Genomic DNA, 25633 nt, shown 5'->3' with positions numbered 1-25633 from the left:
GCCCGGTTACATTCCGAACCCGGAAGCTAAGCCTTACAGCGCCGATGGTACTGCAGGGGGGACCCTGTGGGAGAGTAGGACGCCGCCGAACAATTCTTCAGAAGAACCCCCATCCGGGATCCGGATGGGGGTTCTTCGCGTTTCCGGGCTCAACGGGCCCAACGAGGCCAACAGGCCCGGCGGGCCGGCCGCGGGGAGGGCCGAAGAAATCTCGGCCGGCCGTGTCGAGAACCCGTGCCCGGCACCGTCCCCGGGGTGAACGCGGCCAGAATGGGTCGCACCAAGCTCCGAGGAGACGACGATGGCCAAGTACCTGCTGCTGAAGCACTACCGGGGTGCCCCGGACGCGGTCAACTGCGTGCCGATGGACCAGTGGACGCCGGAGGAGGTCACGGCGCACATCACCTACATGCAGGACTTCGCGGACCGGCTGGAGAAGACCGGCGAGTTCGTCGACGGTCAGGCGCTCGCACCCGAGGGGACGTGGGTCCGGTACGACGGCGAGGGGCGACCGCCGGTCACCGACGGTCCGTTCGCGGAGACCAAGGACCTCATCGCCGGCTGGATGGTGATCGACGTCGACAGCTACGAGCGCGCCGTCGAGCTGGCCGGGGAGCTGTCGGCCGCGCCCGGGGCCGGGGGGAAGCCGATCCACGAGTGGCTGGAACTGCGCCCGTTCCTCGCCATGCCGCCGACCATCACGGAGTGACCTGCCCGATGAACGAGGCCCTGTTGAGGAGCCTCACGCCGAGCGTCATCGGTGTCCTCGTCCGCCGCGGAGCGGATTTCGCGGCGGCCGAGGACGCCGTGCAGGAGGCGCTGGTCGAGGCGGTCCGGGTCTGGTCCGCCGGGCAGCCGCGCGATCCCAAGGGCTGGCTGGTCACCGTGGCCTGGCGCAAGTTCCTGGACGCGGCCCGGTCGGATGCCGCCCGGCGCCGTCGGGAGGACCTGGTCGAGCAGGAGCCGGGGCCGGGGCCCGCGGCCGGTACGGACGACACGCTCCAGCTCTACTTCCTGTGCGCCCACCCGTCGTTGACGCCCTCTTCGGCCGTCGCGCTGACCCTGCGTGCGGTGGGCGGGCTGACCACCCGCCAGATCGCCCGGGCCTATCTGGTGCCCGAGGCGACGATGGCGCAGCGGATCAGCCGGGCCAAGCGCACCGTCTCCGGCGTCCGGTTCGATCAGCCCGGGGACGTCGCCACCGTGCTCCGGGTGCTCTACCTGGTCTTCAACGAGGGATACTCCGGCGATGTCGACCTCGCGGCCGAGGCGATCCGGCTCACCCGTCAGCTCGCGGCGGTGATCGATCACCCCGAGGTGGCGGGGTTGCTGGCCCTGATGCTGCTGCACCACGCCCGGCGGGCCGGCCGGACCGGGCCCGACGGTGCGCTGGTGCCGCTGGCCGAGCAGGACCGCGCCCGCTGGGACACCGGACTGATCGCCGAGGGCATCGGGATCCTGTACGGGGCCCTGGCCCGGGACCGGCTGGGCGAGTTCCAGGCCCAGGCGGCCGTCGCGGCGCTGCACGCCGACGCCCCCACCGCCGAGGAGACGGACTGGGTGCAGATCGTCGAGTGGTACGACGAGCTCGTCCGGCTGACCGCCAGTCCGGTGGTGCGGCTCAACCGCGCGGTGGCGGTCGGCGAGGCCGACGGGCCGCGCGCCGGGCTGGCGGAGCTCACCGAGCTGGACGACGCGCTGCCCCGGTACACGGCGGTGGCGGCGTACCTCCACGAGCGCGACGGGGACGCGGCGACGGCGGCGCGGCTGTACGCGGAGGCGGCGCTCAAGGCGTCCAACCTCGCCGAGCGCGAGCACCTGACCCGTCAGGCAGCCCGGCTCAACGCGGGGTTGAGGGGGCGGGTCCAGGGGTGACGGGACGTCGGAACCGCCTGGGCGGCATCCGGAGGGGCGAGCGGCTCAGAGCCGGCCGGCGGCCTTCAGCGCCAGGTAGGTGTCGGCCAGGGCCGGGGCGATGCGGGCCGGCGGGGCGTCCAGGACGGTGACGCCGTGACGGGTGAGGCGCTCGGCGGTGGCCCGGCGGTCGGCGCGGGTCTGTTCGGCGGCCGCCGCACCGTAGACCGCGTCCAGGGTGCCCCGCCCGGCGGCGAGGACGTCCAGTTGGGGGTCGGCGACGGAGGCGAGGACGACCTCGTGGCGCTTGGTGAGCATGGGCAGCAGCGGGCGCAGCCCGTCCTCGACCGGGGCCGCGTCGAGGCCGGTGAGCAGCACGATCAGCGAGCGCTGGGGGGCCATCTTGAGTGCGGTGGCCACCAGTGAGCGCATGTCGGTCTCGTGCAGGGCGGGTTCCAGCCCGGCCATCGCGTTGGTGAAGGCGGGCAGGACCTCGTGGGCCGAGCTGCCGGCCACGGTGACGCGCTTGCGGGAGTCGTGGGCGAGCAGGTCGACCCGGTCGCCGGCCCGGGTGGCGAGGGCGGTGAGCAGCAGCGCGGCGTCGAGGGCGGCGTCGAGGCGGGGTGCGTCGCCGACCCGGCCGGCCGAGGTGCGGCCGGTGTCGAGGACGACGAGGATGTGCCGGTCGCGTTCGGGGCGCCAGGTGCGGACGGCGACGGTGTTCCGGCGGGCGCTGGCGCGCCAGTCGATGGAGCGGACGTCGTCGCCGGGCAGGTACTCGCGCAGGGAGTCGAACTCGGTGCCCTGGCCGCGGGTCAGCACCGAGGTGCGGCCGTCGAGTTCGCGCAGCCGGGCGAGCCGGGAGGGCAGGTGCTTGCGGCTGGCGAACGGGGGCAGTGCGCGGACCGTCCATGGGACGAGGTGCGAGCCCTGGCGGCCGGCCAGGCCGAGCGGGCCGAGCGAGCGGACCGTCACCCGGTGGGCGTGGTGGTCGCCGCGGCGGGTGGGGGTGAGCACGGTGGTGATCCGGCGCCGTTCGCCGCCGGGGAGGGTCAGGGTGTGCCGGGAGGCGGCCTCGGCGGTGCCGGGGCGCCAGGCGGACGGGGCCCAGGCGTCGCGGACCAGGCCCCGGAGCGGTCGGCCGGACGGGTTGGTGACGGTCAGTTCGACCGTGGCGGGTTCGCCGAGCCGCACGGTGGTGTCGCCGCTCCGTCCGAGCCGCAGGCCGCGGACCGGGGCGGCGAGCACCAGGTCGACCGCGACGGCGACCAGCACCGCACCGGTGACCAGGCCGATCCCGGTCCAGGACGGCAGCAGCAGGCCCACGACGAGCGCGCCGAGTGCGGCGAGCAGGGCGGTTCGCCCGGTGAGGGCCATGCGGTGCGCTCCTTCGGAAGCCCGTGAGTCGGTAGCCCGTGGGCCGGTACCCCGTGGGGCCGGAAACGGGTGTGGTGCGGTGGGGTGCGGTGGGGTGTGCCCGGGTCAGCGGGGTGCGGGCGTCTGGGCGAGGACGGCCTGGATGACGGAGTCGGCGGTGACGCCCTCCATCTCGGCCTCGGCGCGCAGCGCGACCCGGTGCCGCAGGGTGGGCAGGGCGAGCGCCTTGACGTCGTCCGGGGTGACGTAGTCGCGGCCGGCCAGCCAGGCCCAGGCGCGGGAGGCGGCGAGCAGGGCGGTGGCGCCGCGCGGGGAGACGCCGATCGACAGCGACGGGGACTGCCGGGTGGCCCGGCAGAGGTCGACGATGTAGGCGAGGATCTCGGGGGAGACGGTCAGCTTGGCGATCTGCTCGCGGGCGGCGACCAGGTGCTCGGGCCCGGCGACCGGGCGGACGCCGGCCGCGCGGAGGTCCCGCGGGTCGAAGCCGGCGGCGTGCCGGGAGAGCACCTGGAACTCCTGGTCGCGGTCGGGCAGCGGCAGGATCAGCTTGAGCAGGAAGCGGTCCAGCTGGGCCTCGGGCAGCGGGTAGGTGCCCTCGTACTCGACCGGGTTCTGGGTCGCGGCGACCAGGAACGGGACGGGCAGGGCGCGCGCTTCGCCGTCCACCGTGACCTGGTGCTCCTCCATGGCCTCCAGCAGGGCGGCCTGGGTCTTCGGAGGGGTGCGGTTGATCTCGTCGGCGAGCAGCAGGTTGGTGAAGACCGGGCCGGGCTGGAAGGAGAACTCGGCGGTGCGGGCGTCGTAGACGAGCGAGCCGGTGACGTCGCCGGGCATCAGGTCGGGGGTGAACTGGATGCGCTTGGTCCCCAGGCTGAGCGCGGTGGACAGGGTGCGCACCAGCAGGGTCTTGGCGACGCCGGGGACGCCCTCCAGCAGCACGTGGCCGCCGCAGAGCAGGGCGACGACCAGGCCCGTGACGGCGGCGTCCTGGCCGACCACGGCCTTGCCGATCTCGGCGCGCAGGGCGGTCAGCGCGGTGCGCGGGTCGGTGGCGGGGGTAGCGGGTGCCGTGCCGGGGACGGAGCGGAGCTGGGCGGTTGCCTGGTCGGTCACGGGTTCCGTACCTGCCTTTCGAGGGCGTCGAGGTCGTCGGCGAGCCGCAGCAGTGCGGCGTCGTCGGTCGGGGGCGGGCCGTACAGCAGGGCCCGGACGTCCCCGGCGGGCCGGGCGGGAAGCCGGTCGGCCACGGCGACGCAGAGCGCGTCGGAGTCGGGTGCGCCGGCCCGGAGCGGGACGCCCAGGGCGGGGGCGAGGCGGTGGGCGGTGGCGCCGCGCAGCGCCTCGGCGGCGCGGCCGCGGGCCCTGGCCCGCCGGTACAGGCGGGCGCGGCCCTCGGTGGTCTCGGCGGCGCGGACCACCACGGGCAGGTTCTCGCTGACCACGGGGCCGAGCCGGCGCCCGCGCCAGAGGGCGGCGAGCACGGCGGCGACGGCGAGCTGGTAGCCGGCCCAGTGCCAGCCGCTCGGCAGGAAGTCGCCGAAGGTCTTGGTGCGGGCGTCCTCGGGGAGCGGGGCGGAGTAGTCGGGCAGGTGCCAGGTGAGGCGGGGCTGCGAGCCGAGCAGGCCGAGGGCGAGGGAGGCGTCGCCGTCCTTGGTCAGTTCGCCGTTGTGCAGGAAGGTTCCGCTGCCGAGCACGATGACGTCGTGGTCGCCGTCGCCGGCCGGGAGGGCGACCAGCGGGTAGCCGTGGCCGCGGGAGTAGCAGCCCTCGCCGCGGCTGCCGCTGGTGTAGAGCATGCCGCCCTGCTGGGCGCTGCCGGCCCGGACGGCCTCGGTGAGCGAGCACTCGGCGGGGGTGGAGCGGACGGAGGCGTAGGCCGGTCCGCCCGCGTCGTCGGACAGCCGGATGCCGGGGGCGAGTGCGGTGAGCGCGGCCGGGCCGGGGGCGACCAGGACCAGCCGCCGGTGCCGGGCCGCGGCGACGGCGCGCAGCTGGGCGGGGTCGAGGAGGTCGGGTTCGGGCAGCACGAGGGTGTCCGGTCCGGCCGGGGTGGTGGTTGGGTCGGTGCTGAACTCGGCCTTGATGCCCTGGCGTTCGAGCAGGGCGACGACGGCGTGGGCGCCGTCGCGGTCGTACGAGCGCGGGTCCAGCGGCGGGTAGCGGCGGTCCTGGTCGAGGGCGGACACGGCGGCGGCGCCGATCAGCAGGGCGGCGAGGACGGCCAGGTACCAGCGGGCCCGGCGCCACAGGCCGCGCGTGGTGGGGGTGAGGCTGGTCGGGGCGCCGGGCGCCTCGGTGCCGGGCGGGGGCGTGGGGACGGTACCGGTCATGCCGCTCCTCCCGGGGTCGGGGCGGGGACGGCGGCACCGGCGGTGTCGGGCGCGAGGACCGGGCGGGTGCGCTCCAGGGTCCGGTCGAGCTCGTGCAGCAGCCGGTAGGCGTCCTGGTCGGCGGTGCGCTCGCCGTACGCGATGTCGTCGAAGGTCCGGGCGGCCGCGGCCAGTGCGGCGGCGTGCTCGGGCAGTGCCCGGCCGGCCTCGGTGGCGGCCTCGTCGGCGGTGCGGCCGGGGCGGATGTCGAGCAGGGTGCGCTCCTCCAGGCTGCGCACCAGGGCGCGCATCTGCTCGCGGACGGCTTCGGTCCAGCGTCCGGCGGCGGCGTGCCCGGCGGCGTCCGCCCGGTACTGGTCGGCGCTGCGCGGGCCCTCGGCGCCGTAGACGTCCGGGACGGTGCGGGCGGCGCGGCGGGGTGCGCCGAGGCGCCACCAGAGCGCGGCGCCGATCAGCACCGCGACGATCAGGAAGAGGATCAGTCCGGTGGTGCCGGTGGTGCCGTCGCCGGAGATGCTGTCGAGCGCTCTGGCGATGTGGTCGTAGATCCAGTCCGTGATCCGCTGCAGCACGGACGGGTCGTGCTTGTGGTACTCCGCGTCGAGCAGTTCGTCGCGGGCGGCCTCGCGCGCCGGGTCACGCGGCACGGTGACCGGTGCGCCGCCCGCGGCGAGCAGCCCTTCCCCCCAGTTCGGCATCCGGCTCAGCGCCTCGCTGACGTCGGGTCGCCCGGGCCGCCCCAGCCGGTGCCGCCGTGCTCGGGCAGGCCGGCCGCGCGGGCGAGCTCGATGTCCAGGGCCTCGCGGCGGATCCGCTGGTCGATGTAGACCAGCACGCCGACGGCGGCGATGAACGGGGTGGTGAAGGTGCCGGCGATGATCCCGGCGACCGCCAGCAGGAGCAGCATGGCGATGCCCTGGTCGGCGGCGTCGGGCAGGCCCTGGCGGCTGAGCTTCTCGAAGCCCAGCATCAGTCCGATGAGCTGGGCCGGGACCACGACGACCATCGCGACGACGAAGGCCAGCACGTAGCCGAGCACGGTGATGCCGAGGACCCGCCACCAGGCGCCGCGGACCAGGCGCCGCGAGCGCGACAGCGCTGTCAGCACGCCCTGCTTCTCCAGCATCAGGGCCGGGGCGGCGAGGCTGAAGCGGATCCACAGCCAGGCGGCGACCGGCAGAGTCAGCAGACCGAGCAGGCTCAGCAGGCCGGTGACGGCGGCGGAGCCCTGGCCGGCGAGGCCGTACCCGACCATGGGCGCGAAGCCGAGCAGGACCACACCGGGGCCCAGCAGGGCGGTGAGCAGGGTCAGCCCGAGCAGCTGGAGCAGCCGGGGGCGGGCGTCGCGCCAGGCCTCCCCGGCGGTCACCGACCGGCCGAGGACGGCGCGGCTGACCACGATGGTGAGCAGCGCGGTGGCGAACACGTTGAGCAGCAGCTCCAGCGGCAGCCCGGCCAGCATCCGCAGGGTCTGGGTGGACTCGCCGGTCTTCCCCTTGACCAGCAGGTTGACCACGACGGAGCCGGCCTGGGAGAGCACGGCGAGGCCGAGCGAGAGCGCGAGCACGGTGCGCCAGTGCCGGCGGACGGTGGTGACGGCACCGTCCAGCAGTTCGCCGAAGCTCAGCGGGCGCAGCGGGATGACGCCCGGCTTGGGGCTCGCCGGGGCGCCCCAGCCGTACGGGCGGTGGCCGCCGGGAGGCTGCTGCCCCCACTGCTGGCCCCACTGCTGTCCCCACTGCTCTCCGGGCCGGGGGGCGCCGGCCGGGCCGGGGCGGTCCGCGGTGGCCTGTGGTGGTGCCGACGGCCCGGGCACGGCGGCGGGCGCGTCGGCCGGGGGCCGGGCGTCGTCGCGGGGCGGCTCGGACGAGCTGGGCGAGGCCCAGCCCGGGGTGTCGGTCATCACTGCTCCTCGGAGGGCGTCACGGGCGCGACTGCGAACGGATCTTCCGCCCGCGCGCAGCGCCCATCGTGCCATGGGGCCGGAAACCAGCCCCATGGCGATCCGGTTGCTGATCGGCAACGGTCCCCGGCGGCGGGTCGGGTGGTGGTCCGCAGCGGGTCCGGAGGGGGGCCGCGGTGGGTCCGGAGGCAGTCCGGGGGCGTTCCCGGCGGGCACATTCGCCCGGTATGGCCGGAATGCACCGGTGGGGGAGTTGGCCGTTCTGGAGCATTGGCACTGCTGTGCGGCAGGTCACAATCCGGTAATGAGAAGATGGACGCATGAAGGGACGCGTCCTCGTCGTTGATGACGACTCCGCACTGGCCGAGATGCTCGGCATCGTGCTGCGGGGTGAGGGTTTTGAGCCGTTTTTCGTCGCGGATGGGGACAGGGCGCTAGCTGCGTTCCGGGAGACCAAGCCGGACCTGGTCCTGCTGGACCTGATGCTGCCCGGTCGGGACGGCATCGACGTGTGCCGGCAGATCCGGGCGGAGTCGGGCATCCCGATCGTGATGCTGACCGCGAAGACCGACACGGTCGACGTGGTGGTGGGTCTGGAGTCCGGCGCCGACGACTATGTCACCAAGCCGTTCAAGCCCAAGGAGCTGGTGGCCCGGGTGCGTGCGCGGCTGCGCCGCGCCGAGGAGCCCACGCCCGAGCAGCTGACCATCGGCGACCTGGTGATCGACGTGGCCGGTCACTCGGTGAAGCGGGACGGCCGGGGCATCCCGCTGACCCCGCTGGAGTTCGACCTGCTGGTCGCGCTGGCCCGCAAGCCCTGGCAGGTGTTCACCCGCGAGGTGCTGCTGGAGCAGGTCTGGGGCTACCGCCACGCGGCGGACACCCGCCTGGTCAACGTCCATGTGCAGCGCCTGCGTTCCAAGATCGAGAAGGACCCGGAGCGCCCCGAGATCGTGGTGACCGTCCGCGGCGTCGGCTACAAGGCCGGACCCAGCTGACGTGACGGACCGGGCAGACGACACCCCGCCGGGTTCCGCGGCCGGCGGGGCCGGTGCCGTGCGCGGCGACGTGCTGAGTTCGACCACCCGCCGCCGGCGAGGCCCTTCCGCCGTGGTCGCGCTGGTGAAGCGTCAGCTGCGCCGCCCCGTGCACCGGGTGGCCACGCTCTACCGCCGGTCGATCCAGCTGCGCGTGGTCGCGGTGTCCCTGCTGGCGTCCATCGCGGTCGTCCTGGTGCTGGGTGTGGTCGTGGTGGCGCAGGTGCGCACCGGCCTGCTCGACACCAAGATGGACGCCGCCCGCGCACAGGCCCGGATCGGCTTCCAGGTCGAGCAGAAGAAGATCGACGAGGCCCGGGACCAGAAGCTGCGGGGCACCGCCGACCCCACCGTCGACGAGACCGGCACCTGGCTGCTGCGGCAGGTCAACGACCTGGCCGGGAGCGGGCAGACCGTCTACTCGGTGATCGCCATGGCCCCCGGCACCGGCGCCGTCGTCCCCGACACCGCCGGCTTCGCGCCGCGCTACTCGGGCGACATCCAGCCGATCAGCATCCCGGACGCCCTGCGGGCCAAGCTCGCCTCCGAGCCCGGCCAGATGTTCGACCAGCCGACCCGGATCCACCGCTCGCCCGAGAGCGGCGGCAAGTCCGAGCCCGGGCTGGCCCTCGGCATGCAGTTCGTCGGTCCGGCCGCGGCCGGGAACAGCTACCAGATGTTCTACGTGTTCTCCTTCGGCCAGGAGACCGACACCCTCAACCTGGTCACCGGCACCCTGGCGACCGCCGGGGTGTTCGTGGTGATCCTCATGGGCGGTATCGCCTGGGTCGTGGTGCGCCAGGTGGTCACCCCGGTCCGGATGGCCGCCGGAATCTCCGAGCGGCTCGCCGACGGCCACCTGGAAGAGCGGATGAAGGTCACCGGGACGGACGACATCGCCCGCCTCGGCGAGTCCTTCAACCGGATGGCCAACGCCCTCCAGGCGCAGATCCGGCAGCTGGAGGAGCTGTCCCGGGTGCAGCGGCGGTTCGTCTCGGACGTCTCGCACGAACTGCGCACCCCGCTGACCACGGTCCGGATGGCCGCCGACCTCATCTACGACAGCCGCGAGGACCTGGACCCGATGGCGGCCCGCTCGGCGGAGCTGCTCCAGGGCCAGCTGGACCGCTTCGAGTCGCTGCTCGCCGACCTGCTGGAGATCAGCCGCTTCGACGCCGGCGCCGCGATCCTGGACGCCGAGCCGGTCGACCTGCGCGAGATCGTCGCCCGGGTGGTCGAGGCCGCCGAGCCGCTCGCCGAGGCCAAGGGCAGCGCCGTGGTGATCCGCGGCGACGGCGAGCCGGTGCTGGCCGAGGTGGACTCCCGACGGATCGAGCGCATCCTGCGCAACCTGGTGGTCAACGCCCTGGAGCACGGCGAGGGCCGTGACGTGGTGGTCCGGCTGGGGTCCGCGGACGGCGCGGTCGCGGTCGGTGTGCGCGACTACGGCATCGGACTCAAGCCGGGCGAGGCGTCCCGGGTGTTCCACCGCTTCTGGCGGGCCGACCCGTCCCGGGTGCGGACCACCGGCGGCACCGGTCTCGGCCTGTCCATCGCCGTCGAGGACGCCCACCTGCACGGCGGCTGGCTGCAGGCCTGGGGCGAGCCCGGCGGCGGCTCGCACTTCCGGCTCACCCTGCCGCGCACCCGCGGCGGCGAGATCGCCCGGGCGCCGTTCCGGCTGGAGCCGGAGGACTCCCGCAACAACCGGGGCCTGGGCGCGCAGGGCACGCCGTACCGGCGGGCGATCAGCCCGTCCGGGGCGACGGCGACGGCCGCGGTCGAGGACCAGGCGGAGACGCCGGAGGCCGTGGGCAGCAGCCTCGGCAGCGGGCTCGGCGGGGTGCTGAACATCGGCCCAGGGCTGGGCCGGAGCCGACTGCCGGAGGGGCCGCGCGCGGACCCCTCGGGCGTGTGGACGGCCGCCGGGTACGGGGCCACCGGCGCCCAGGTCATGGTGGACCCGACGCCCGGACGGCCGTCGGTGGCACAGCGGACGGCGGAGCCGGACGTGACGGGCGGGACGACGGACGCGGAGGGGTCGCAGCGTGCGAGGGACGAGCAACAGGACTGAGCCGAGGCTCCTCGCGGCGGTCGGCACGCTGGTCGGCGCCCTGGTGGTGAGCGGCTGCGCGACCATGCCGGACTCCGGCGGCATCGCCCGGGTGGAGCTGCCCCAGGGGTCGGCCGACAAGAACCTGCAGGCCCGGGTCTACCCGGTGGCACCCGGCCGGGGCGCCAAGCCGCGCGAGCTGCTGACCGGGTTCCTGGACGCGGTGACCGCCGACGAGGGGTACGACACCGCGCGCAAGTACCTCACCGAGAGCGCCGCCGCGGAGTGGAAGCCCGAGGCGGAGATCCGGGTGCTCTCGTCCACGACCATCCCGGGCGGCCAGGACGTCACCGACGCGGACACCACGGTCTCGGTGCCGGTGAGCGGGCAGTTGGTCGCCACCGTCGACGAGAAGCACTCGTACCAGCTGGTCGCCGGGCAGAACAACGTCTCCTCCGACTTCACCTTCGTCCGGGAGAAGGACGAGTGGCGGATCGACAAGCTGCCGACCGGCGTGATCATGAACGAGACCAACTTCCGGAACAGCTTCCGGCAGGTCGCGCGGTTCTTCTACACCGCGCCCGACCCGTCGGCGGTGGCCTCCGGGAACGTCGGCCAGGAGGTGCTGGTCGCCGACCCGGTCTACCTGCGGCGCCGGATAGACCCGCTGGCCACGGCGGCCCAGGCGGTGGCCGACGGGCCCTCGACCTGGCTCTCGCCCGTGGTCCGGACGGCGTTCCCGAGCGGCGTCAGGGTCGAGCGGGTGACCATCGACGACGGCAGGGTCGCCCACCTGCAGATCGGCGGGGTCGACCTCGGCGAGCCGATGGCCTGCCGGCGGATGGCGACCCAGTTCTTCTACACCCTCGCCGACCAGGGCAAGGGCCAGGTCGAGCGGCTGGAGCTGAAGGGGCCGCACGGTTCCTGCACCGTCGGCCGCGGCGACGAACCGCCCACCGGCCCCGGTGCGCTGGCCGGGCCGACGCCCGGGAAGCAGTACTACCAGCGTGCCGACGGCGCCCTGGTGGCGACCGACGAGGGGGGCCCCGGCGATCCGGTCCGCGGCGTCCTCGGCAAGCCGCAGTCGAACACCAAGCCGCCGCTCGGCGCCGTCGCGGTCGGCCGCAGCGGCACCCAGGTCGCGGCGATCAGCGAGGACGGCCACCAGGTCTACTCGGTGCCGCTGTCGGACAGCGCGGTGACCATGGGCGAGCCGGTGCTCAGCTCTCCGGCCAAGGGCGGCGACAAGGAGGACGGCTTCGCCTCGCCCACCTGGGACGGCCGCGGCGACCTCTGGGTGGTGGACCGCAACAAGCAGGCCCCGCGGGTGGTGATGGTGCGCGGCGCCAAGTCGTACACCGTGCCGGTCGAGGGGCTGACCGGGCAGACCGTGCAGTCGCTGAAGATCTCCTCGGACGGCGTCCGGGTCGCCCTGGTGGCCAGGACCCCGGGCTCGGCCGTCCGCTCGCTGTGGTTCGGACTGGTGGTGCACGACGGCACCCCGCAGGCGCCGACCGTGAAGATCACCGGGCTGCGCCGGGCCGCGCCCACGCTCACCGACGTCGCCTCGGTGTCCTGGGCGGAGACCGACCAGCTGCTCGTGCTCGGCAAGGAGGCCGACCGGACCCAGCAGCTGTACTTCATCAGCACCGACGGCTCGCAGAGCACGGACACCCAGCTGCAGAGCGCCGAGAGCATGACGACCGTCGCGGCCTCGGAGTCCCGGGGGGACAGCCTGACCCAGGCGCCGCCGGTGCTCGCGATGGGCGAGGTCAAGCAGGCGGACGGCAAGCCGAGCGAGATCAAGGCCTTCCGCCTGGTCAACCACCAGTGGCGGGAAGCCTCGCTGATCGACAAGCCCCGGTCCTTCCTCTACGCGGGCTGACGGCGCGTCCGGGCGGGCCGGCGGGCCTTCCCGGGGGCCCGCCGCGGGAGCTGACGCGCGAGCTGATGCGGCGGTGGTCAGCCGGCCGGGCGCGCGGTGGCCGCGACCGTGGCCCCGGCCCGGGCCGGCAGGCCGGCGTCGGCCAGCGCCCGGGCGGCCTCGGCGAGGCTGGCCCCGGTGGTCACCAGGTCGTCCACCAGCACCGGGTGACGGCCCGCGAAGCCCGCGGGCCCGGTCCGGGCGCGCGGCAGTACGGTCAGTGCTCCGCGCAGGTTGCGGCGCCGCTCGGCCGCGTTCAGCCCGGCCTGGTCGGCGACCGGCCGGGTGTGCCGCAGCAGCGGCGCGGCCCGGACGTCCAGGCCGGTCCGGCGCAGTGAGCGGGCGGCCGCCCCGGCCAGCCGCAGCGTCGGATCGTGCCCGCGGGCGCGGACGGCCGAGCGGGCCGAGGGCATCGGGACCAGCAGCAGCGGCGCGGCCCCGGCCCGTGCTCCCAGGGCTGAGCGCACCGCCCGTCCGAGGGCCTCGCCGAGCGGCCCGGCCAGCCGCAGCGCGCCCCGCTCCTTGTGGGCGAGCAGCAGCTGCCGGACCGCACCGGTGTACGGCGCGGCGGCGTGCGTCCAGGGCAGCAGGGTCGGGGCCGGCCGTGCGGTGGCCAGCACACGCCGGCAGGCCGGGCAGAGCTGGGTGCGCTCGCTGCCGCAGCCCGCGCAGTCCGCGGGCAGCAGGACGTCCAGCAGCCCGGCCAGTGCGTGACCGAACGGCCCTTGGGCGGTCGGCGGGCGGGTGGCGGAGGGGGACGACGGCACGGCTGCTCCTGGCGGTGGCAGGCACGGAGAGTCAGCACAGGATCCGCCGTATGGGGGGCGTTGTCCAGGTATTTACCCATACTTCACCCGCGAGAGGGTAGACAGGGTGGACCAGCTTGACCGCCCGACCGCAGTATCGGGTCATACCCTCCTCATCGCCTGGGGAGGCGGAAAACCCGTGTGAGGTGTTCGATAAGGCCCAGGGGGTTTCAACCGTCCCTGGTGGGGAGGAAGTGAGGTGAGGGCCAGTCGTTTCCCGCCGCTGGCGGCGGGGGCGGGGGGCCGGCAGTGGATGGGCTGGTCCAGCTGGGTCTCAGTCCGGTCCGGTAGCACCCGGATCGGCGTCAGCACGAGGGATCGGAGTTCTGCGTGGACATCGTCGTCAAGGGCCGCAAGACCGAGGTGCCCAAGAGGTTCCGCGAGCACGTGGCCGAGAAGCTGGAGAAGGTCCAGAAGTTCGACGCCAAGGCCATCAGCCTCGACGTCGAGGTGTCCAAGGAGCACAACCCGCGGCAGGCCGACCGCTCCGATCGGGTCGAGATCACTCTCCGCAGTCGCGGCCCCGTGATCCGGGCCGAAGCCGCCGCCGCCGACCCGTACGCGGCGCTCGACCTGGCCTCGGCGAAGCTCGACGCGCAGCTGCGCAAGTCCGCGGACCGGCGTCGGGTGCACAAGGGCGGCGCGAACGGCCGCACCCCGATCAGCGTCGCCGAGGCGACCGCGGCCCTGGCCGCGCTCCCGGCCACGACGGCGCCGGAGGGCGAGACGAACGGCGCCGTCCGCAAGACCATGATGGGATCCCTGGAAGTGGAGGGCGAAGGCCCGCTGGTGGTCCGGGAGAAGACGCACCCGGCCGCCCCCATGGCGCTGGACCAGGCGCTCTACGAGATGGAGCTGGTCGGCCACGACTTCTACCTCTTCGTGGAGAAGGACAGCGGCCTGCCGAGCGTGGTCTACCGCCGGCACGGTTACCACTACGGCGTCATCCACCTGCAGACCGACCTCGCGGCCGGGCCGGGCAGCGGGGCGGGCGGCGCGATCGGCGGGTCCGACGACGAGGACTGACCGTCCGAACGGTGATGGAGGGGTGACCCCGGCGGCCCTGGCCGCCGGGGTCACCGGCGTTCGGGCGCGTCCGCCGGTTCGGGGCGCCCGGTGAAGGGGTCACCCGATGCGGGGGAATCGACACCGGAGGGTGACCGCAGCGGGTTCGGGGCGTGGAATGATTGGCGCACGACGACCCGCGAAGGGGGAGGAGCGGATGGGGGATCACTTCGGGCTGGGGCCCGGGTCCGGGCCAGGGCTGCCGTTGGGGGCGGAGGACGAGTCCGCGTACGAGCCGCGCCGGAGTGAGCCGATCCGCGTCCTGGTGGTGGACGACCACGCGCTGTTCCGCCGCGGGCTGGAGATCGTGCTCGCGGAGGAGCAGGACATCAAGGTCGTCGGCGAGGCGGGGGACGGTGCCGAGGCCGTGCTGAAGGCCGCCGACCTGCTGCCCGACATCATCCTCATGGACGTCCGGATGCCGCGCCGCAGCGGGATCGAGGCCTGTACGGCGATCAAGGACGTGGCGCCCAGCACCAAGATCATCATGCTGACGATAAGCGACGAGGAGGCCGACCTCTACGAGGCGATCAAGGCGGGGGCCACCGGCTACCTGCTCAAGGAGATCTCCACCGACGAGGTCGCCACCGCGATCCGCGCGGTCGCCGACGGGCAGTCGCAGATCAGCCCCTCGATGGCGTCCAAGCTGCTCACCGAGTTCAAGTCGATGATCCAGCGCCGCTCGGACGACCGGGACCTGGTGCCCGCGCCCCGGCTCACCGACCGGGAGCTGGAGGTGCTCAAGCTGGTGGCGACCGGGATGAACAACCGGGAGATCGCCAAGGAGCTGTTCATCAGCGAGAACACCGTGAAGAACCACGTGCGCAACATCCTGGAGAAGCTCCAGCTGCACTCCAGGATGGAGGCCGTGGTGTACGCGATGCGGGAGAAGATCCTCGAAATAGGGTGAGCCGGGCGGGACTCAGCGGTCCGTCAGCAGTTTCTCCAGGGTCGGGCGCAGCCGCTCGTCGTGCAGCGTCCCGACCCGCACCCCGTCGCAGCCGACCCAGTCGGCCGCCTCGCGCAGCGCCGTCGCCAGTGCCTCGACGTGCCGGGCACCGCCGCCGTCCAGCGAGATCTGCCGGGCGACCAGGGTGCGCCCCTCGCGGGCCGGGTCGACCCGGCCGACCAGCCGGCCGCCGGTCAGCAGCGGCATCGCGAAGTAGCCGTGCACCCGCTTGTGCTTGGGCGTGTACGCCTCCAGCCGGTGCGTCATGCCGAAGATCCGCTCGGTGCGGGCGCGGTCCCAGACCAGTGAGTCGAACGGCGAGAGCAGCGTGGTGCGGTGGCGCCCGCGCGGGGCGGTGGCGAGGGCGGCCGGGTCGGCCCAGGCCGGGGCCGGGGCGCCGTCCGGGCCCCAGCCGGCCACCTCGACCGGGACGAGCCCGCTGTCGGCGAGCACCGGGTCCAACTGCTCGGCGCGCAGCCGGTGGTAGTCCAGCAGATCGGCCCGGGTGGCCACGCCGAGCGCGGCGCCGGCCTGGCCGACCAGGGTGCGCAGGCAGTCCTCGTCCGACCGGTCCTGTCCGAACAGCTCGGCCGGGACGGCCTGTTCGGCCAGCGCGTAGACCCGCTTCCAGCTCCGGCGCTCGGTGCAGACCACGTCCCCGAAGGCCAGCGCCCGCTCGACCGCGATCTTGGTGTCGGACCAGTCCCACCACTCGGCGGTCCGCTTGGCGCCGCCCAGCTCGGTGGAGGTCAACGGCCCCTCGGCGCGCAGCTTGTCGAGCACGGCGCGGTAGGTCTCGGGTGCGACCTGGTGGCCCCAGAGGTGGCCGCGGTCGCGGTAGCGGCGGCGCCGGAAGGCGAACAGCGGCCACTCCTCGACCGGCAGGACGCAGGCCGCGTGCGACCAGTACTCGAAGCTCGTGCCGCCGCCCCAGTAGGCCGCCTCGACGGCCGGGCGGCCGACCGCGCCGAGCCGGGCGTATGGCACCAGCTCGTGCGAGCGGGCGAGCACCGAGATGGTGTCCAGCTGGACGGCGCCCAGGTGCCGCAGCACCCCGCGCACCCCGCCGCGGCGGTCCGGCGCGCCCAGCAGGCCCTGGGCGCGCAGGGCGATCCGGCGGGCGTCGTCCGCGCTGAGGACGGTGACGGGGGCGGGGCGGGCGTCGGCGGCGGTCATGCCGGGGAGCGTAGCCCCGGGCACCGACAGCGCGAGCCGGGGGCGGGGTGCGGACCGCAACGGACCGCAACGGCCGGCAGCGGCCCTCGGGCCCGGGCCGGCCCCGAGGTCTCAGGCCAGGTCGGAGGGCAGCAGGGAGGCGATCCAGGCGTCGTGGAAGACGCCGCGCTGCTCGGCGTACGAGCGCAGGGTGCCCTCGAAGCGGTAGCCGGCCTTCGCGGCGACCGCGCGGGAGCCCTCGTTGCCGACGTAGGCCTGCCACTCCAGGCGGCGCAGGCCGAGCTCGCGCAGGCCGAAGAGGGAGACGGCGCGGGCGGCCTCGGTGGTGTAGCCGCGGCCGCGGAACTCCTTCACGGCCCACCAGCCGATCTCGGCGGAGCCCGGGTCGTGGGCGCGCAGGACGAGCCCCTGGGACCCGACCAGGGCGCCGGACTCGCGCTCGAACACGCACCAGATCCGGTTCGCTCCGGTGCGCCAGCCCTCGATGGCGAGATCGCGCACGAAGAACTCCGCGTCCTCGCGCCGGTACGGAGACGGAACGACCGTCCAGCGCTGGATCTCCGGATCCTGGCACGCCGCGAAGACGGCGTCGACGTCGGATTCCTGCGGGGCGCGCAGGACGAGCCGCTCGGTGGTCAGGACGACCGGTTCGGTGCTGGTTTCTTCCATGAACGGATTATTTCGCCGGGTGAGGCGGCCGGGCATCCGAATATCCCGCCGGTCCGCCCGCCCGGCGGGAGGCCGATTCCGGGGCTCGCCGACCGTTTTGCCCCGGTGGGCGGTGCTATCGGGCCATGTGCCCGCGGGGGTGACACGGGAATACCGTGCTGACGCACCTCCCGGGGGGTTGGACTCCTCGCATACGATGGCCCGTGCGGTGGGGTGACCCGCCGTGCAGTCGTCCAGTGCCAATACAGGCAAGGAGCCCGCTCACGTGTCCGTCTTCGACAAGATCCTGCGCGCCGGCGAGGGCAAGATCCTTCGCAAGCTGCAGCGGATTGCTGCCCAGGTCAACTCCATCGAAGAGGACTTCGTCAACCTCACCGACGCCGAGCTGCGCGCACTGACCGACGAGTACAAGCAGCGGCTCGTCGACGGCGAGAGCCTGGACGACATCCTCCCCGAGGCGTTCGCCACCGTCCGCGAGGCCGCCAAGCGCGTGCTCGGCCAGCGGCACTACGACGTCCAGCTGATGGGCGGCGCCGCCCTGCACTACGGGTACGTCGCCGAGATGCGCACCGGTGAGGGCAAGACCCTCGTCGGCACCCTGCCCGCGTACCTGAACGCACTGACCGGCAAGGGCGTCCACCTGATCACGGTCAACGACTACCTCGCCGAGCGCGACTCGGAGTGGATGGGGCGGGTGCACCGCTTCCTCGGCCTCGAGGTCGGCGTGATCCTGGGCAGCATGACGCCCGTCGAGCGCAAGCGCCAGTACGGGATGGACATCACGTACGGCACGAACAACGAGTTCGGCTTCGACTACCTGCGCGACAACATGGCCTGGTCGCAGGACGAACTCGTCCAGCGCGGCCACTACTTCGCGGTCGTCGACGAGGTCGACTCGATCCTGATCGACGAGGCCCGCACCCCGCTGATCATCTCCGGCCCGGCCGACCAGGCGACCAAGTGGTACGCCGACTTCGCCAAGCTGGTGCAGCGACTGAAGATCGACCGCGACTACGAGGTCGACGAGAAGAAGCGCACCGTCGGCATCCTGGAGGACGGTGTCAGCCGGGTCGAGGACTACCTGGGCATCGACAACCTCTACGAGTCGGTGAACACCCCGCTGGTCGGCTTCCTGAACAACGCCATCAAGGCGAAGGAGCTGTACAAGCGGGACAAGGACTACGTCGTGATGAACGGCGAGGTCATGATCGTCGACGAGCACACCGGCCGCATCCTGGCCGGCCGCCGCTACAACGAGGGCATGCACCAGGCGATCGAGGCCAAGGAGGGGGTGGAGGTCCAGAACGAGAACCAGACCCTGGCCACCATCACCCTGCAGAACTTCTTCCGCCTGTACGACAAGCTCGCGGGCATGACCGGTACCGGCACCACCGAGGCCGCCGAGTTCCACCAGATCTACAAGCTCGGCGTGGTGCCGATCCCGACCAACAAGACGCCGCTGCGCATCGACCAGCCCGACCTGATCTACAAGTCGGAGCCGGCCAAGTTCGCCGCCGTGGTCGAGGACATCGCCGAGAAGCACGAGAAGGGCCAGCCGGTGCTGGTCGGCACCGTGTCGGTCGAGAAGTCCGAGTACCTGTCGCAGGAGCTGCGCAAGCGCGGCATCCCGCACGAGGTGCTGAACGCCAAGCACCACGAGCGCGAGGCGCAGATCGTCGCGCAGGCCGGCCGCAAGGGCGCCGTCACCGTCGCCACCAACATGGCCGGCCGTGGTACCGACATCATGCTCGGCGGCAACTCCGACCACCTCGCGGCGGCCGAGCTGGCGCAGCGCGGGCTGACCCCGACGGACACCCCGGACGAGTACGAGGCCGCCTTCCCGGCCGCACTGGAGAAGGCCAAGGCCTCGGTCAAGGCCGAGCAGGACGAGGTCAAGGAGGCCGGTGGCCTCTACGTCCTCGGCACCGAGCGGCACGAGTCCCGCCGGATCGACAACCAGCTGCGCGGCCGCTCCGGCCGTCAGGGCGACCCGGGCGAGTCCCGCTTCTACCTGTCGCTGGGCGACGACCTGATGCGCCTGTTCAAGGCCGGCATGGTCGAGCGCGTGCTCTCGATGGCCAACGTCCCGGAGGACGTGCCGATCGAGTCCAAGATGGTCACCCGCGCCATCGCCTCCGCGCAGACCCAGGTCGAGCAGCAGAACTTCGAGATCCGCAAGAACGTCCTCAAGTACGACGAGGTGCTCAACCGCCAGCGCGAGGTCATCTACGGCGAGCGCCGCCGGGTGCTGGAGGGCGAGGACCTCCAGGAGCAGGTCGGCCACTTCATGGACGACACCGTCGAGGCGTACGTCCGGGCGGCCACCGGTGAGGGCTTCGAGGACGACTGGGACCTGGAGAAGCTCTGGACCGCGCTCAAGCAGCTCTACCCGGTCACCCTGGACCTGGAGGAGCTGGAGGAGGAGGCCGGCGGCCAGGCCGGTCTGACCCCCGAGCTCCTGATCAAGTCCATCCAGGAGGACATCCAGGGCCAGTACGGCGCCCGCGAGGACCAGCTGGGCGCTGAGATCATGCGCGAGCTGGAGCGCCGGGTCGTGCTGTCGGTGCTGGACCGCCGCTGGCGCGAGCACCTCTACGAGATGGACTACCTCCAGGAGGGCATCGGCCTGCGGGCCATGGCGCAGCGCGACCCGCTGATCGAGTACCAGCGCGAGGGCTTCGACATGTTCACCGCGATGATGGAGGGCATCAAGGAGGAGTCCGTCGGCTACCTGTTCAACCTGGAGGTCCAGGTCGAGCAGCAGGTCGAGGAGGTCCCGGTCGAGGACGCCCAGGTGGTGCTCGACAAGCTGGAGAAGGACGCCGCCCGCCCGGAGATCAAGGCCAAGGGCCTGGAGGCCCCGAAGCCGCAGCGGCTGCACTACACGGCCCCGTCGGACGAGGTCGGCGGCGGTGTCATCGAGGGCGACTTCGAGGACCTCGCGCCGGAGGACGAGGGCGACGGGCTGACCCGCGCCGAGCGCCGCAAGGCCGCGAAGTCGGCCAAGGGCCGTCGCCGCAAGGGCTGAGCCGGCCGCCGGACACCAGCCAGGACGCCACGCAGGGCGCCGTTCCCGGACCGGGACGGCGCCCTGCGCCGTCGTGTACCGCCGGGGGTGCGGCGGGGCGCTCACCGGGCCTCCACGGCGGTGCACTGCCACTGCCCGGCCGGGCCGCGCTGCTCCAGCCGGAAGGCCACCACGTGGTGGCGCCGGCCGAGGTCGACCCGCACGCAGGCCTCGACCGCGTCCGGGGCGGGCGAGCGGTCGTGCACCGGGCCGAGCCGGGGCCGGTCGGCGGGGCCGCCGCGGCGCAGCGCTCCGGCCCGGACCAGCGAGGCGAGCTGTCCGTAGCCGGCCAGGCTGGTGTGCCGCATCAGCTGGCCGGAGGGCCGTGCGCCGGTGAGCACCTCGACCAGCCGGTGGGCGAAGCGGGCGGCCAGCGCCCCGGAGTCGGGCCCGGGGGAGTCGGGTCCGGGGGAGGTGGTGCAGGCGGCGCGCGGGTGGCGCGGCCGGCGGCCGGCCGGGTCGCAGCCGCCGGTGTCGCGCGGACGGCGGTGCGGGTGGGCGGTGGGACGGGCGGTGAACCGGACGGTCACGGCGTGGCTCCTCGGCTGGGTGGTGCGGGTACGGACGGGTCCAGGCTGGAGGCGTCCGGCATGGGGTGGCAACGGGTTTCCGGGATGCCCGGGGCAGGCTTCGAAGTTCACCTATCCGGGGGAACCGGCCAGTGCGGCGACGGGCCGGACGGGCCCGTCGGCGGCGCCCGGTTGACGTGCGGGGACGGACCGTACGGCCCGAAAGGGGACGTTGCGACTGGGCGGACCGGGTGGCGGCGCGCGGCCGCCGCGTTGCGCCGTACCGGCCCGGAGCGCACCATCGGACCCTGACCGGGAGCGGACGGCCGGGCTCCCACGACGAGGGGCGGCCGGTATGGCGACACGGGTGGTTGCGGCGTCGGCCGCGGGCACCGCTCCGCCCGCCGCGGGCGGTCCCCGGCGCGGCCTGGTGCTGGGCGGCGGCGGGATGCTCGGCGCGGCGTGGACGGTCGGTGCGCTGTGCGCCGTCGAGGAGGCCACCGGGCGGCAGCCGGGCGAGGCCGACGTCCTGCTCGGCACCTCGGCGGGCGCGATCCTCGCCGCGATGCTGGCCGGCGGCGTCCGCCCCGAGCACCTGCGCGACCACCAGCGCGGCCTGCCGATCACCGAGGGTCCGCTGGCCGGGGTGGCCTTCGACTACGACACCGCCGTCGGCGGTGCGCTGCCGCCCCGCCCGCGGGCCGGCATCGGCTCGCCGGGGCTGCTGCGCGACGCCGTCCGGCATCCGCGCGAGTACCCGCTGCTGACCATGGTCTCGGCGCTCGCACCGCACGGCCGGGGCTCGCTGGCGCCGGTCGGCGAGCTGGTGCGCGGCCTGCTCGGCGACACCGGCCTGCTCGGCGGCACCGGACCGCTCGGCGGCGGTGGACCGGCCGGCGACGACGGCCGGCCGGAGCCCGGCGGCGGGGGATCGCCGCTGCGGGTGGTGGCCGTGGACTACCGCAGCGGCCGCCGGGTCGTCTTCGGCGACCCGGGCGCCCCGGCCGTCCCGGTGCCCGACGCCGTGATGGCCTCCTGCGCGATCCCCGGCTGGTTCGTGCCGGTGCGGCTGGACGGCTCGGCGTACGTGGACGGCGGCTGCTGGTCCGCCACCAACGCCGACCTGATGCTCGGCCGGGGGCTGGACGAGGTGTACGTGCTCGCCCCGATGGCGCTGCGGCTGGACCCCCGGCCGGGGCGGGCCGGGCGGCGGGGCGGGCTCGCGTCCGGCCGTGACACCCTGGCCGCCCTGCGCGAGTGGCGCGCCCGGGAGCGCCCCCGCGGTGTGCTCGCCCAGCTGGTGAGCCGCTACCGCCACGCCGTCACCCGGCAGCTGCTGCGCGAGGCCGCACTGCTGCGGGCCGAGGGCGTCCGGGTGCTGCTGCTCGCGCCGACCCCGGCGGACCTCGCGGCGATGGGCCCGAACATGATGGACCCGGCCCGCCGCGGCGAGGTCCTGGAGAGCGCCCTGCGCACCGGCCGGGAGGCGCTGCGGCCCCGGCGGTGAGGGTCCGGCCCGGGACCGGAGGCGATCACGGGCCGTCCGGCGGCGCCTATTCTTGGGGCGCTGGAGTCTTGGGGCGCCGGAGAATCCGTGCCGCTGGACTAACCCCGCTGGACGAACCCTGCTGGACGAACCGGAGAGTGCCACCGATGCGCGTGTACGTGCCCACCACCCTGACCGGCCTGGCGGCGGCGCGCGAGGGCGGCGCCCTGGATCAGTCCGCCGCGTACGCCGTGACGCCCGCGCTGCGCGAGTGGTACGTGAGCGACGACCTGGAGGAGCTGGAGTACGCGGCGCTGAACCGGGCCGCGCAGTCCTCGCTGCGGCTGCTGGCCGCCGACCCGCAGGCGCCGTGCCGCCGGGTGGTGGTGGCGCTGGACGTGGCCGACGCGTCGGTGCGGCCCTTCCCCGGGGACGAGTACCAGGACCAGGCCTCGCTCGGCCGGGTGGTGCTGGCCGGCCCGGTGCGGCTGGCCAAGGCGGCCGCGGTGCACGCCGACGTGGCCGACGACGAGGTGGTCACGGACGTGGCGGCGGCGGTGGCGGCGGTGGCCGCGGCCGACGCGGGCGACCAGGACGCCCAGTTCACCGTGGACGGCGCAGAGGACCACGACCTGCTCTGGTACGCGACCCAGGAGATCCCCGCTCTGCTTGCGTGAGGTCCGTCCTTCCGGCGGGTCACCCGGTCGGGTTACCGTTTCACCCTGTGCGCACTCACATCGTTTGGGACTGGAACGGCACGCTCTTCCACGACATGGAGGCGGTGCTCGGGGCGAGCAATGCCGCGTTCGCGACCGTCGGCATCGAGCCGATGAGCCTCCAGGAGTACCGCGAGCAGTACGAGATCCCGATCCCCCGCTTCTACCAGCGCCTGCTCGGCCGGATGCCCTCCGCGCAGGAGTGGCTGAGGCTCGACGACGCGTTCCACGACCGCTACCGGGAGCTCAGCTCCTCCTGCGGGCTGACCGAGGGCGTGCGCGAGCTGATGGACGGCTGGCGGTCGGCCGGGAACAGCCAGTCGCTGCTGTCGATGTACGAGCACGACGCGCTGCTGCCGCTGGTCGACACCTTCGGCCTGACCGGCGGCTTCCTGCGGGTGGACGGCCGCAGCGGCCCGTCCGGCGGCCAGAAGGCGGAGCACCTGACCCGGCACCTGGCCGCGCTCGGTGAGCGGGTGGACCCGGCCCGTACGGTGCTGATCGGCGACGCCGCGGACGACGCCGTGGCGGCGCTCGGCGCGGGCGCCCACGCGGTGCTCTACACCGGCGGTTCGCACACCCGGGAGAAGCTGGAGCCGGTCGGCGTCCCGGTGGTGGACAGTCTGGCCGAGGCGGTCGAGCTGGCCGGCCGGATCGCGGGCTGAACCCCGGGCCCTTCCGTCCCCGGCCGGACCGCGGGCCCTCCCTCCGTCCCGGGCCGGACCGCGGGCCGCCGGAAGTGGCGGGCGCCACGTCCGCCGTCCGCGTGTCTGAACGGGCGGATCGTGCCCCGGCTGGTCAGGCTGGTGTCACACCCGACCAGCCGCCAGGACGGAGCCACCATGCCCATCGACGCAGTCACCGAGGTCCCGGTGCCGGTCAACGAGCCGGTGCACGCGTACGCGCCCGGCAGCCCGGAGCGGGGCCGGCTGGTCCGGCGGCTGGACGAGCTGGCCGCCGAGCAGGTCCCGCTGCCGATGACCATCGGCGGCGAGCAGCGCTTCGGCGGCGGCGAGCGGATCGAGGTCGTCCAGCCGCACCACCACGCCGCCAAGCTGGGTGTGCTCGGCAACGCCACCCGGGAGGACGCCCGGGCGGCGGTGGACGCGGCGCTGGCCGCCGGGCGGCAGTGGCGCTCGCTCTCCTTCGACGACCGCGCGGCGGTCTTCCTGCGTGCCGCCGACCTGCTCGCCGGCCCCTGGCGGGAGACGCTCAACGCGGCCACCATGCTCGGCCAGTCCAAGACCGCTCAGCAGGCGGAGATCGACTCCGCCTGCGAGCTGATCGACTTCTGGCGGTTCAATGTCCACTTCGCCCGGCAGATCCTGGCCGACCAGCCGGCCTCCTCGCCCGGCGTGTGGAACCGCACCGACCACCGCCCGCTGGAAGGTTTCGTCTACGCGGTCACCCCGTTCAACTTCACCGCGATCGCCGGCAACCTGCCCACCGCCCCGGCGCTGCTGGGCAACACCGTGGTCTGGAAGCCCGCGCCGACCCAGACGCTGGCCGCCCACCACCTGATGCGGCTGCTGGAGGCGGCCGGCCTGCCGCCCGGGGTGATCAACCTGGTGACCGGCGACGGCCTCCAGGTCTCCCCGGTGGCGCTGGCCGACCCGGCGCTCGCCGGGCTGCACTTCACCGGCTCCACCGCCACCTTCCAGTACCTGTGGCAGACCATCGGTGCCAACATCGGTGGCTACCGCACGTACCCGAGGATCGTCGGCGAGACCGGCGGCAAGGACTTCCTGCTGGCCCACCGCTCGGCGGACCCGGAGATCCTGAGGACCGCGCTGATCCGCGGCGCCTTCGAGTACCAGGGCCAGAAGTGCTCGGCGCTCTCCCGCGCCTACCTGCCGCGCAGCCTCTGGCAGCGGATCAAGGACGACTTCCTGGCCGAGGTGGACGCGCTCGCGGTGGGCGACGTGACCGACCTGTCCAACTTCATGGGCGCCCTCATCGACCGGCGTGCCTTCGAGCGGAACCGGGACGCCATCGACCGGGCGAAGGCCGATCCGACGATCGAACTGGCGGCCGGCGGACAGTACGACGACGCGATCGGATGGTTCGTCCGGCCGACCGTGCTGGTCTCCTCCGACCACCGGGGCGAGATCTTCCGGACCGAGTACTTCGGCCCGATCCTCGCCGTCCACGTCTACGAGGACTCCCGCTGGGACGACGTGCTCCGCCGGGTCGACGCCGGCGCTCCGTACGGCCTGACCGGCTCGGTGATCGCGCAGGATCGTTACGCCATCGCCCAGGCCGTCGAGGAGCTGCGCTTCACGGCCGGCAACTTCTACATCAACGACAAGCCCACCGGGGCCGTCGTCGGCCAGCAGCCCTTCGGCGGCGGCCGGGCCTCGGGCACCAACGACAAGGCGGGGGCCGCGCAGAACCTGCTCCGCTGGACCTCCGCACGGTCGATCAAGGAGTCCTTCGTCCCGCCGACGCACCACGGCTACCCGCACATGGGCTGAGAGTGAACACCGGACTCCGGTTTGGACATGCTGTCCAGGACGGACCCGACTTCCTGCGGGTTTGCGCCTACCTGTCCCTGTGCACCTTCGATTGATCCGGTTAGGCTGGCTGGCGTCGTCGGGTGGCTGCAGGACGAATGAGTCGTCCTACCCGCTGGGAGGACGTTTCATGCGTGCCATGAGCCCCTTTCAGTCGGATGGTGCGGCAGGATTGCGGTGACCCGTCGGTGTACAT

21 protein-coding genes and 1 rRNA gene are annotated in these 25633 nt (G+C 73.9%); 13 read left to right on the top strand and 9 right to left on the bottom strand.

All coding sequences use genetic code 11. The annotated features are described in order from the left end of the window. The 3 genes from rrf to ACFVVA_RS35195 form a co-directional block, all read left to right on the top strand. A 5S ribosomal RNA gene (gene rrf, locus ACFVVA_RS35205) occupies positions 1–91 on the top strand; the annotation flags it as partial. Positions 92–301: 210 nt separating this feature from the next. Beyond that, the gene (locus ACFVVA_RS35200) at positions 302–709 is read left to right on the top strand and encodes a YciI family protein (RefSeq protein WP_359908576.1); all 408 of its coding nucleotides are present in this window, start codon (positions 302–304) and stop codon (positions 707–709) included. Positions 710–717: 8 nt separating this feature from the next. Continuing rightward, positions 718–1875: an RNA polymerase sigma factor gene (locus tag ACFVVA_RS35195; protein WP_387694795.1), complete on the top strand. Its 1158-nt coding sequence runs from the start codon at positions 718–720 to the stop codon at positions 1873–1875. Between the two features lie 45 nt (positions 1876–1920). On the opposite strand, the gene ACFVVA_RS35190 is transcribed toward ACFVVA_RS35195, so the two are convergent. The 5 genes from ACFVVA_RS35190 to ACFVVA_RS35170 form a co-directional block, all read right to left on the bottom strand. Continuing rightward, positions 1921–3231 carry a DUF58 domain-containing protein gene (locus ACFVVA_RS35190; protein ID WP_387694794.1) on the bottom strand — a complete coding sequence of 437 codons (1311 nt, stop codon included), beginning with the start codon at positions 3229–3231 and terminating at the stop codon, positions 1921–1923. A 105-nt stretch (positions 3232–3336) separates the two neighbouring features. Beyond that, complete coding sequence (locus ACFVVA_RS35185) at positions 3337–4347, bottom strand: AAA family ATPase (RefSeq protein ID WP_387694793.1); 1011 nt, start codon at positions 4345–4347, stop codon at positions 3337–3339. Next, positions 4344–5564 (bottom strand): DUF4350 domain-containing protein, encoded by a 1221-nt coding sequence (locus ACFVVA_RS35180; protein ID WP_387694792.1) that lies wholly within the window; start codon positions 5562–5564, stop codon positions 4344–4346. The genes ACFVVA_RS35185 and ACFVVA_RS35180 overlap by 4 nt, the downstream gene beginning before the upstream one ends. Next, a complete protein-coding gene (locus ACFVVA_RS35175) occupies positions 5561–6262 on the bottom strand; it encodes a DUF4129 domain-containing protein (protein WP_359908566.1) in 702 nt (233 codons plus the stop codon). Before ACFVVA_RS35175 ends, ACFVVA_RS35180 begins: the two co-directional genes overlap by 4 nt. A 5-nt stretch (positions 6263–6267) precedes the next feature. Beyond that, on the bottom strand, positions 6268–7467 hold the full coding sequence (locus ACFVVA_RS35170; RefSeq protein ID WP_387694791.1) for a hypothetical protein: 1200 nt from the start codon (positions 7465–7467) through the stop codon (positions 6268–6270). Positions 7468–7787: 320 nt separating this feature from the next. On the opposite strand from ACFVVA_RS35170, the gene mtrA reads away from it, so the two are divergent. Genes mtrA through ACFVVA_RS35155 form a run of 3 tightly spaced genes read left to right on the top strand, consistent with a single transcriptional unit; the run spans position 7788 to position 12442 of the window. Beyond that, a complete protein-coding gene (mtrA, locus tag ACFVVA_RS35165) occupies positions 7788–8465 on the top strand; it encodes an MtrAB system response regulator MtrA (RefSeq protein ID WP_030247322.1) in 678 nt (225 codons plus the stop codon). A gap of 1 nt (position 8466) precedes the next feature. Further along, positions 8467–10578, top strand: coding sequence for an MtrAB system histidine kinase MtrB (mtrB, locus tag ACFVVA_RS35160; protein ID WP_387694790.1), 2112 nt, complete (start codon positions 8467–8469; stop codon positions 10576–10578). Further along, entirely contained in the window at positions 10553–12442 is a 1890-nt protein-coding gene (locus ACFVVA_RS35155; RefSeq protein WP_387694789.1) for an LpqB family beta-propeller domain-containing protein, read from the top strand. The genes mtrB and ACFVVA_RS35155 overlap by 26 nt, the downstream gene beginning before the upstream one ends. 77 nt (positions 12443–12519) lie before the next feature. On the opposite strand, the gene ACFVVA_RS35150 is transcribed toward ACFVVA_RS35155, so the two are convergent. After that, positions 12520–13248, bottom strand: a complete 729-nt coding sequence (locus ACFVVA_RS35150) for a ComF family protein (protein WP_387694788.1) — start codon at positions 13246–13248, stop codon at positions 12520–12522. A 369-nt stretch (positions 13249–13617) separates the two neighbouring features. Between ACFVVA_RS35150 and hpf the strand changes: the two genes are divergently transcribed. Both hpf and ACFVVA_RS35140 read left to right on the top strand, forming a co-directional pair. Next, on the top strand, positions 13618–14313 hold the full coding sequence (gene hpf, locus ACFVVA_RS35145; RefSeq protein ID WP_359908558.1) for a ribosome hibernation-promoting factor, HPF/YfiA family: 696 nt from the start codon (positions 13618–13620) through the stop codon (positions 14311–14313). 196 nt (positions 14314–14509) lie between these two features. Beyond that, positions 14510–15262, top strand: coding sequence for a response regulator (locus tag ACFVVA_RS35140; RefSeq protein ID WP_387694787.1), 753 nt, complete (start codon positions 14510–14512; stop codon positions 15260–15262). A 12-nt stretch (positions 15263–15274) separates the two neighbouring features. On the opposite strand, the gene ACFVVA_RS35135 is transcribed toward ACFVVA_RS35140, so the two are convergent. Then, entirely contained in the window at positions 15275–16477 is a 1203-nt protein-coding gene (locus ACFVVA_RS35135) for a winged helix-turn-helix domain-containing protein (RefSeq protein ID WP_387694786.1), read from the bottom strand. Between the two features lie 111 nt (positions 16478–16588). Continuing rightward, positions 16589–17146 carry a GNAT family N-acetyltransferase gene (locus ACFVVA_RS35130; protein WP_380357171.1) on the bottom strand — a complete coding sequence of 186 codons (558 nt, stop codon included), beginning with the start codon at positions 17144–17146 and terminating at the stop codon, positions 16589–16591. A gap of 265 nt (positions 17147–17411) precedes the next feature. Between ACFVVA_RS35130 and secA the strand changes: the two genes are divergently transcribed. Further along, on the top strand, positions 17412–20174 hold the full coding sequence (gene secA, locus ACFVVA_RS35125; protein ID WP_387694785.1) for a preprotein translocase subunit SecA: 2763 nt from the start codon (positions 17412–17414) through the stop codon (positions 20172–20174). A gap of 101 nt (positions 20175–20275) precedes the next feature. On the opposite strand, the gene ACFVVA_RS35120 is transcribed toward secA, so the two are convergent. After that, positions 20276–20743 carry an Rv3235 family protein gene (locus ACFVVA_RS35120; RefSeq protein ID WP_387694784.1) on the bottom strand — a complete coding sequence of 156 codons (468 nt, stop codon included), beginning with the start codon at positions 20741–20743 and terminating at the stop codon, positions 20276–20278. A 334-nt stretch (positions 20744–21077) separates the two neighbouring features. Between ACFVVA_RS35120 and ACFVVA_RS35115 the strand changes: the two genes are divergently transcribed. The 4 genes from ACFVVA_RS35115 to pruA all read left to right on the top strand — a co-directional run bounded on the left by ACFVVA_RS35115 (position 21078) and on the right by pruA (position 25398). Continuing rightward, on the top strand, positions 21078–22229 hold the full coding sequence (locus ACFVVA_RS35115) for a patatin-like phospholipase family protein (protein ID WP_387694783.1): 1152 nt from the start codon (positions 21078–21080) through the stop codon (positions 22227–22229). A 146-nt stretch (positions 22230–22375) separates the two neighbouring features. Continuing rightward, positions 22376–22885 carry a DUF6912 family protein gene (locus ACFVVA_RS35110; RefSeq protein ID WP_359908538.1) on the top strand — a complete coding sequence of 170 codons (510 nt, stop codon included), beginning with the start codon at positions 22376–22378 and terminating at the stop codon, positions 22883–22885. Between the two features lie 47 nt (positions 22886–22932). Further along, positions 22933–23589: an HAD family hydrolase gene (locus ACFVVA_RS35105; RefSeq protein WP_387694782.1), complete on the top strand. Its 657-nt coding sequence runs from the start codon at positions 22933–22935 to the stop codon at positions 23587–23589. A gap of 183 nt (positions 23590–23772) precedes the next feature. Next, a complete protein-coding gene (pruA, locus tag ACFVVA_RS35100; RefSeq protein WP_387694799.1) occupies positions 23773–25398 on the top strand; it encodes an L-glutamate gamma-semialdehyde dehydrogenase in 1626 nt (541 codons plus the stop codon). Positions 25399–25633 lie beyond the last annotated feature (235 nt).

Origin of the sequence: Kitasatospora sp. NPDC058048 (assembly GCF_042885555.1) — a bacterium.
Lineage (GTDB): Bacteria > Actinomycetota > Actinomycetes > Streptomycetales > Streptomycetaceae > Kitasatospora > Kitasatospora lactacystinica.
The sequence above is the reverse complement of the archived record's forward strand: the minus strand, read 5'-3'. Positions and strand labels throughout refer to the sequence as shown.

What these genes read in the sequence shown, in the direction of transcription:
- ACFVVA_RS35200 (WP_359908576.1), top strand. Translation starts at nt 302, where the DNA reads ATGGCCAAGTACCTGCTGCTGAAGCACTACCGGGGTGCCCCGGACGCG.
- ACFVVA_RS35195 (WP_387694795.1), top strand. Translation starts at nt 718, where the DNA reads ATGAACGAGGCCCTGTTGAGGAGCCTCACGCCGAGCGTCATCGGTGTC.
- ACFVVA_RS35190 (WP_387694794.1), bottom strand. Translation starts at nt 3,231, where the DNA reads ATGGCCCTCACCGGGCGAACCGCCCTGCTCGCCGCACTCGGCGCGCTC.
- ACFVVA_RS35180 (WP_387694792.1), bottom strand. Translation starts at nt 5,564, where the DNA reads ATGACCGGTACCGTCCCCACGCCCCCGCCCGGCACCGAGGCGCCCGGC.
- ACFVVA_RS35175 (WP_359908566.1), bottom strand. Translation starts at nt 6,262, where the DNA reads ATGCCGAACTGGGGGGAAGGGCTGCTCGCCGCGGGCGGCGCACCGGTC.
- ACFVVA_RS35170 (WP_387694791.1), bottom strand. Translation starts at nt 7,467, where the DNA reads ATGACCGACACCCCGGGCTGGGCCTCGCCCAGCTCGTCCGAGCCGCCC.
- mtrA (WP_030247322.1), top strand. Translation starts at nt 7,788, where the DNA reads ATGAAGGGACGCGTCCTCGTCGTTGATGACGACTCCGCACTGGCCGAG.
- ACFVVA_RS35140 (WP_387694787.1), top strand. Translation starts at nt 14,510, where the DNA reads ATGGGGGATCACTTCGGGCTGGGGCCCGGGTCCGGGCCAGGGCTGCCG.
- ACFVVA_RS35135 (WP_387694786.1), bottom strand. Translation starts at nt 16,477, where the DNA reads ATGACCGCCGCCGACGCCCGCCCCGCCCCCGTCACCGTCCTCAGCGCG.
- ACFVVA_RS35130 (WP_380357171.1), bottom strand. Translation starts at nt 17,146, where the DNA reads ATGGAAGAAACCAGCACCGAACCGGTCGTCCTGACCACCGAGCGGCTC.
- ACFVVA_RS35115 (WP_387694783.1), top strand. Translation starts at nt 21,078, where the DNA reads ATGGCGACACGGGTGGTTGCGGCGTCGGCCGCGGGCACCGCTCCGCCC.
- ACFVVA_RS35110 (WP_359908538.1), top strand. Translation starts at nt 22,376, where the DNA reads ATGCGCGTGTACGTGCCCACCACCCTGACCGGCCTGGCGGCGGCGCGC.